The sequence below is a fragment of the Ramlibacter sp. genome (assembly GCF_050250995.1).
Taxonomy (GTDB): Bacteria; Pseudomonadota; Gammaproteobacteria; order Burkholderiales; family Burkholderiaceae_C; genus Ramlibacter.
Genome location: NZ_JBFWNP010000013.1, coordinates 93,346 through 100,754 on the forward strand (window position 1 = coordinate 93,346; position 7,409 = coordinate 100,754).

The following is a 7,409-nucleotide window of genomic DNA, read 5'->3' on the forward strand; positions in this document are numbered from 1 at the left end:
CGCATGAAAGTCCGCTTCCTCGTTCCCCTCGTCCTCTTCGTCGTGCTCGCGGGCTTCCTGGCCGTGGGCCTGCAGCGCGACCCGAGCGAAGTGCCGTCGCCGCTCGTGAACAAGGCGGCGCCCGCGTTCCAGGTGCCGCAGCTGCATGCCGCCGACAAGACCTTCTCGCCGGCCGACATGAAGGGCCAGGTCTGGATGCTCAACGTCTGGGCCTCCTGGTGCGTGGCCTGCCGCGTCGAGCATCCCCTGCTGGTGGAAATCCACAAGGCAGGTGTCGTGCCCGTGATCGGCCTCGACTACAAGGACCAGCGGGCCGATGCGCTGAAGTTCCTGGAGCAGCACGGCAATCCGTACACGCTGTCCGCGGTCGACCTCGACGGCCGCATCGGCATCGACTACGGCGTCTACGGCGTGCCGGAGACCTTCGTCATCGACAAGAGCGGCGTGATCCGGCACAAGCACATCGGGCCGATCACGCCCGATGCGCTGAAGGAAACGATCCTGCCGCTGATCGCGGACCTGAAGAAGTCATGAAGCGCATCGTCGCCCTGCTGCTGGCCTTCGCGGCCTTCTCCTTGTCCTTCGCCGTCGCCGCGAAGGAAGCGCCGCCGCTCGCGGAAGACCCGAAGGTCGAGCAGCGCCTCATCGCGATCTCGGAAGAGATGCGCTGCCTCGTCTGCCAGAACGAATCGCTGGCCGGCTCGCGCTCCGACCTCGCGAACGACCTGCGGCGCCAGTTGCGCGAGCTCATCAAGCAGGGCAAGACCGACAACGAAATTCGCGAGTACATGGTCGCGCGTTACGGCGACTTCGTCCTGTACCGCCCGCCGGTCAAGGGCACGACCCTGCTGCTGTGGCTCGGCCCCTTCGCCATCCTGCTCGGGGCCGTCGCCGTGCTCATCGTCTATTTGCGCCGACGGCGCCTGGAAGTCGTGGAAAACGTCGAACTCACCGAAGAAGAAGCCCTTCGCGCGCAGGCGCTGCTGCGGGAGGACGGGCGATGACCGGTTTCGTGATCGGCGCCGTCGTCGCGGTGCTCGTCGTGCTGGCATTGCTGCTGCGCCCGCTGCTGCGCAAGCCGTCGCCCGAGGCCGCGGCGGTGTCGGCCCGGCAGATCAACGCGGACGCGTACCGCGAAGCGCTGGCGCGGCTGGACCGCGACCTGGCCGAAGGGACGATCTCGGCCGAGGACCATGCGCAGTCGCGCGCCGAGCTGCAGAAGCGGGCGCTGGAGGAAGTGCGCGACGAGCCTGCGGGAGCCGCGCCGAAGGCGCGTGCCGCGAAGGCGACGCTCGCGACCATCCTCGTGGCCGTGCCCATCGGCGCGGCGGCGCTGTACATGGTCCTCGGCGAGCCGCGCGGGCTGGGCGGCGACGCGATGAGCGCGTCGCGGCAGCAGGAGATGGTCGCACAGGCCATCGGGCAGTTCCGGGCGCAGCTCGAAGCCAACCCGACCGACTACAAGGGCTGGGTCCTGCTCGCGCACACCTACCGGCAGATGGGGCAACTCGCGGAATCCGCGAAGGCGTTCGAACGCGCGGGCAATTCCATCGACAACAGCGCGGGCGACCTGGCCACGTACGCCGAGGTGCTGGCCTCGTCGAGCGGCAACAGCTTCGAGGGCAAGCCGACCCTGCTGCTGCAGAAGGCCCTGAAGGCCGATCCGGCGCACCAGACCGCGCTATGGCTCACGGGCGTGGCGGCGCTTGGGCGCAGCGATGCCGAGACCGCGACGGCCGCGTGGGGCACGCTGCTGAAGCAGGTGCCGCCGGAGTCGACCTCCGCGACGGAGCTCACCAAGCTGATCGCGCTGGCGAAGGAGAGGGGGGCGCAGAAGGCGGCGGGCCCCGCGTCGGCGGCTGGCACCGGCAGCGGAGCACCCGCCACCTCGGCGAAGTCGGCGGCATTGAGTCCTGCCGCAGCGGGCGCGACGGTCTCCGGCACCGTCGACATCGACGCTTCGGTCAAGTCGAAGATGCAGCCGAACGACGTGCTGATGGTGATCGCGCGTCCGGTCGGCCAGCGCATGCCGGTGGCCGTGCTGAAGGTCCCGGCGGACAAGCTGCCGATGCAATTCACGCTCGACGATTCGCTGGCCATGAGCCCGCAGGCGCGGATCTCGGGCCTCACCGAGGTGCAGGTCGAAGCCCGCATCTCGAAGACCGGCCAGGCCAGGGCCGAACCCGGCGATCTGGCGTCCCCGCCGCAGACGGTGAAGGTCGGCGCGAGAGCCGTGGCGCTGAAGGTGGATACGGTGGTGCGCTGAGCGCGAAGCCCGGGGATCGTCCGCCCGACTGTGGCGTAGGCCACGCATCGTCGCATCCTGCATCGGCATGAGGCGGCCCACGAGGGCGACTTCCCTTGACCGCGCGCGCGAACGCAAGCAGAGTTGCACGGTCATGCTTCACCCTCTCGTCAGTCTCTGGCGGCCCACGTGCCGCGTCACGTTCTACGACCGGGGCATCGGCGCGGCCTTCGGTGGCGGCGACTGGATGGACGAGGCGCTGCCGCCCCTGTCCGTGAAGCGCAGCTTCCGCACCTCCGACGAGGCCGTCGGCTACCTGCGCTACTGGATCGCCGATCCGTCGGCCTCGGCCGAGCTGCGCTGGCTGCTCAAGAAGAGTTCCCCCGCGCCGCTCGCCGGCGCCACGGCCGAGCGCTGGATGCATTCGCTCGCCTCGCTCATCCAGCAGGGCGTGGTGATGGTGGTCGAGGAGTCGGCGCGCAAGGCGCGGCCGGCCCGGCTGTCGCCCGCGCCGGCGGCGGGTGCCGCCGCGGCGGCGGCGGCCTTGAGCGCGCTGCCGCCGCTCGCGAGCGTGCCGGCGGTGGTCGTTGCCGCGCCGCTTCTGCCCCTGGTCGAGGACGTGCGCATCGAAGGCGCGGAAGTCCTGCCCGAGATCGAGCAGTCGCTCGCGCAGGTTCAGGCCACCATCGACCAGATCGACGCCGCCGCGGCGAACGTCGAGCCCGCGCCGAACAAGGTGCCCGACATCACGACGGCCATGCAGGCGGCGGTCGCCAAGGCGCAGCAATCGATCGACGACGCCTGAACTCCGCGTCGCGTCTCAGGGAAGTACCGATTTGAAAGTCATCGACAAGGCGACCGAAGTCCTGCCCACCGCCGCCACGCGCGTGGCGGATGCCGTCGTCGCAGCCGGCGAAGCCGCCGCCGCCGAAGCGGTCACCTTCTCCGAGGCGCTGGTCGAGACCGGCGAGACGCTCAAGAACGACGTGATCGCCATCGGCGAAGAGCTCGCCACGATCCCCGGCCTGCTCGACCCCATGCCGCTGATCGAGCAGGCGAAGACGGCGGCCGAGGAGGTCGTGGCCGAGATCAAGGCGGCGGCCCTGAGCGCCGCCGAAGCGCCGGGCAAGCTCGCGACGCAGGCCGAGAACGTGCTCGACGTGGCCGAACGCACGGCCACCTCGCTCGCCTCGCTCCTGGACCTGCCGGCGACGCTCGCGAGCGAGCTGCCCAACCTCGACACCTTCACCTCGCTGCTCGGCGACCTGGAGCAGCGCGCCCGCGGCTACATCAAGCGGGGCGAAGACGCGCAGCGGATGTTCGTCACGCACGGCAACGAACTCGGCACGCTCGTGCGGCAGCTCGCGCACGCCGACCTCTCCGCCAAGCCCGCGATCGTCGCGCGCGCGCACGCCGTCACGGCGGACACGCGCTCGCAGCTCGCCGGGCTGCGAACGCAGCTCATGACCGACGCCAGGGAAGTCGGCGCGCTGCTCAAGGGGATCGGCGACGACGCGGCGGATGCGCTGGACAACGCGGCCGGCGCGATCACGAAGGCGACCGAGCCGCTGTCGGAGCTCGGTGCGGCCGTGCAAGGCGTCTCGGACACGCTGGCCGAAGAGGCCAATGCGGTCATGGAGAGCCTGCGGCAGATCCTCGAGAGCGTCGAGGCGAAGCTGCGCGCACTGCTCGACGCCGCGCGCGCGAAGTGCGAGGCGGTCGTGGAGGTCCTCGAATCGGCCTTCAAGAAAGTCCAGGAGATGATCGAGCACGCGCTGGGCGTGCTCGACGTGCTCGAAGCCACGCTGAACCGCTGCCTGGAGATCGTGCGCGAGGCGCTCGCGCAGGTGAAGCTCTCCGCGCGCGACGTGCAGGACGTGCTCGATGCGCTGATCGCCGACGCCGACGACGCCGTCGTCATGCTCGAGAACCTGCCGCTGCAGTTCGAGCCCGTGCGCGACCAGATCAACGCGGCGATCGCGCAGATCGAGACCATCCGCGCGACCATCCCGCCCTTCGTTGCCCGATGCGAAGCCACGCTCACGCAGGCCTCGGCCGAGATGGACCAGGCGGACGTGTTGTGCGACAACGCCATCGAGGTCTGCACGAAGCACCAGGTCAAGGTGCCCGCGCTCGCGGCGGCGCGCACGCTGTTCATGGGCGTGAAAGGCCGCATTCCAACCGTCCGCGCGGCGATCGCTTCGGCCAAGGTGACGGTGCAGAAGGCCGGCACGACGGCCGATGCGCTGCTGCTGCAGGGCCAGGCGCTCGTGCGCGCGCTCGAGCCGGTGCTCGACGCCGCGATCGCGCAGGTCAAGGCGGCAGCGGATGTGCTGATTGGGCTGCTGCGCACGATGCAGGACGGCATCCGCACCGCCTCGGCCACCATCGACACGCTGATCGAGACCCTGGAGGGCGCGCTCGACCAGGCGGCGGAGGCGCTGAAGCAGGCGATGGCCGACGCGAAGGCGGCGGCGCGCCAGGCGCTGGAGCAGTTGGGCGTCGAGGCGCTGATGCAGCAGCTGCTGGAGCAGCTGCACGCGGCCATCGACCAGATCTTCACGACGCTGAACACGCAGCTCGACGCTGCGTTCGCGCCGCTGAAGGCCGCGGTGCAGCGCGCCACCGAGGGCTTGCAGCAGGCGCTCGCGCTGCTCGACGGGCAGTTGAAGGCCCTGACCGCCGCCATCGAGTCCGCGCGGCAGCAGGCGACCTCCACGCTCGAGGCGCTGGTGTCGAAGATCTCGAATGCATGGCGCGAGCTCGGCGCCATGTGCGCGAGCGAGATCGAGACCTGGGTCGGCAAGGCGGCGGACCTGATCCTCATGGTGGAGGAGAAGGTCGGCGAACTTGACGCTGCGTTCTCCGAGGCGATGGTGCATGTCGATGCGTTCGAGGCGCAGGTGCGCGAGAAGGTCGGCATGGTGCAGTCGCGCGTGGAGGCCGTGCTGGCCGATCCGCAGAAGGCGCTGCTGGCCGAGGGCCAGGCGCTGTTGCCGCAGTTGCTCGCGCAGGCCGACGACGCTTCGGGCGGCAAGCTCTCGCAGTTCCGCGCCGAGGCGCAGTCCACGCTCGAGGCGGCGCAGGAGCAGGCGAGTTCGCGCATCGAGTCGGTCAAGGCCGCGGCGGAAGATCTGAAGGCGACGGTCGAGGAAGCCGTCGCCGAGGTCAATCAAGCGGCGGAGCAGGCGGTGATGGATGCGGAGGCGATCGCGGCGGACGTGCAGGCGCAGTACGACGCGATGAAGGCGCAGGTCGAGAGCGCCGTGGCCGAAGTCGAGGCGGTGAAGGCGCAGCTCGAGCAGGAGCTCGAGGCCGTGAACGCGCGCGCCGCGGGCGTCGCCGACGAAGTCAAGGCGCAGTCGGAGTCGCTGGCGGCGCAGGCGCGCACCTGCACCGACGAAGCGCAGGCGAGCGCCGCGGAGGCCAAGGCCGCCGAGGAGGCCTTGAAGGTCGAGATGATCGCGTCGCGCGACCAGGTGTCGGCGGCGTCCGAGGCCGCGAGCGCCGACACGCGTACGCTGACGGATCGCGCGCAGGCGGGCATCGAGGAGGCCAAGGCCGATGTCGTGGCGGCGCAGGCGCAGGTGAATTCCACGCGCGTGGACGTGATCCGCGCGGAGACGATCCTCGATGCCGAAGTCGTGCGGCTCGGTGGCGAGACGATCCGGCCGAAGGTCGAGGAGCCTGTGGCGGAGGCAGCGGCTGCGGGTGCGGGTGCGGGTGCGGGTGCAGGCGCAGGCGCGGGCGCGGGCGCGGGCGCGGGCGCGGGTTCCGATGCGAATGCGTCAGGTGCGGGGGGAAGCGCGGGCGCAAGCGCTGGTGCGGATTCGACGTCGGCAACCGGCGCGGGCGCAACGTCGGGGTCGGGGTCGGGCGCCACCGCCGGTGCGGATGCGACGGCTGGAACGGGCTCAGCGGCGGGCGCCGCCGCGGGTTCGGATGCGACGGCGGGGACTGGCGGGAGCGCGGGCGCCGGCTCGCAAGGGACGGGCGCCGCCGCCGACACGGCATCGACGAATGCGGCCGGCGCGGGCAGCTCGTCGGCGGACACGACCTCTGCCGGCGCGGGCGCGACGGGCGCCACGGCCGGCGCATCGGGTGCGGGCCGCGACACCGATGGCTCGAACTCGCGCGGTGTCGGCGCGACCGCCGATGCGAGTGCGCCGAGTGGCGCAAGGGACGGCGGCACGCCCGAGAGCAGATCGGATCGCGGTGAAGGTGTCGGCGATGTCGATGCGAGCGATCGCGACAGGCCTTCCGATCGCGACCGTGTCGCGGCCGATGCGGATGCGGGCAGCGCGTCGGATCGCGATGCGGCGAAGCGCGACGAAGCGCTTGCTGGCGACGCCGCACCGAAGAAGCGCGAAGACGTGCAGGTGGACGAGGCTTCCTCCGAAAAGAAGACGGCCGACGTGGTCGGCAAGAAGGATGGCGAGGACAAGGAGCGCGAGACCGTGGGTGCCGACGCCGTGACCTCGATGCTGGCCGGTGCGGCGGCAGGTGCGGCTCAGACGGCCCTGCGCGGTGCGGCGAAGGGCCTGACCGACATGGCGCCGCCCGGCGATCTGCCGAAAGCCCCGGAGGCCGCCGGCGGCAATGCCGCGGGCGCGCCTGCACCGGGAACTGGGAGTGTCGCCGCGCCAGGCGCGGGCGCCACGGAGCAGGGCGCTGCGGGCGGCGACGCCGCGGGAGCGGATGCCGCAGGCGGCGATCCGGCCGGCAAGGGCGCGGCGAGTGGCGACGCGGCGGGTGGCGATGCGGCGGGCCAGGACGCAGCGGGCGGCGATGCGGCAGGCCAGGACGCAGCGGGTGGAGATGCAGCGGGTCAGGAACCAGCAGGCGGCGATGCGGCGGGTCAGGACGCAGCGGGTGGCGATGCAGCGGGCAAGGACGCAGCGGGCGGCGATGCATCGGGCGGCCAGGAAGCAGCAGGCGGCGATGCAGCGGGTCAGGACGCAGCAGGTGGCGATGCAGCGGGCCAGGACGCAGCGGGTGGCGATGCAGCGGGCAAGGACGCAGCGGGCGGCGAGGCAGCGGGCCAGGACGCAGCTGGCGGCGAGGCAGCGGGCCAGGTCGCAGCGGGTGGCGAGGCAGCGGGCGAGGACGCTGCGGGCGGGGATGCAGCGGGCGAGGTCGCAGCGGGCGGAGAGGCAGCGGGCAG

At 71.6% G+C, this 7,409-nt stretch carries 4 protein-coding genes and 1 pseudogene; all 5 read left to right on the forward strand.

All coding sequences use genetic code 11. The annotated features are described in order from the left end of the window. The first annotated feature begins 3 nt into the window (after positions 1-3). Positions 4-534 (forward strand): DsbE family thiol:disulfide interchange protein, encoded by a 531-nt coding sequence (locus tag AB7E83_RS11605; protein ID WP_428569372.1) that lies wholly within the window; start codon positions 4-6, stop codon positions 532-534. Continuing rightward, on the forward strand, positions 531-1,004 hold the full coding sequence (locus AB7E83_RS11610; protein ID WP_428569375.1) for a cytochrome c-type biogenesis protein: 474 nt from the start codon (positions 531-533) through the stop codon (positions 1,002-1,004). The genes AB7E83_RS11605 and AB7E83_RS11610 overlap by 4 nt, the downstream gene beginning before the upstream one ends. Continuing rightward, positions 1,001-2,266, forward strand: a complete 1,266-nt coding sequence (gene ccmI / locus AB7E83_RS11615; protein ID WP_428569376.1) for a c-type cytochrome biogenesis protein CcmI — start codon at positions 1,001-1,003, stop codon at positions 2,264-2,266. The genes AB7E83_RS11610 and ccmI overlap by 4 nt, the downstream gene beginning before the upstream one ends. Positions 2,267-2,399: 133 nt before the next feature. After that, positions 2,400-3,050: a hypothetical protein gene (locus AB7E83_RS11620; RefSeq protein WP_428569379.1), complete on the forward strand. Its 651-nt coding sequence runs from the start codon at positions 2,400-2,402 to the stop codon at positions 3,048-3,050. A gap of 31 nt (positions 3,051-3,081) precedes the next feature. Continuing rightward, a pseudogene (locus tag AB7E83_RS11625) lies at positions 3,082-7,409 on the forward strand (hypothetical protein); the annotation flags it as partial.

Excerpts from the sequence above, each read along its gene's own strand:
- AB7E83_RS11605 (WP_428569372.1), top strand. The coding sequence starts at position 4 with ATGAAAGTCCGCTTCCTCGTTCCCCTCGTCCTCTTCGTCGTGCTCGCG.
- AB7E83_RS11610 (WP_428569375.1), top strand. The coding sequence starts at position 531 with ATGAAGCGCATCGTCGCCCTGCTGCTGGCCTTCGCGGCCTTCTCCTTG.
- ccmI (WP_428569376.1), top strand. The coding sequence starts at position 1,001 with ATGACCGGTTTCGTGATCGGCGCCGTCGTCGCGGTGCTCGTCGTGCTG.
- AB7E83_RS11620 (WP_428569379.1), top strand. The coding sequence starts at position 2,400 with ATGCTTCACCCTCTCGTCAGTCTCTGGCGGCCCACGTGCCGCGTCACG.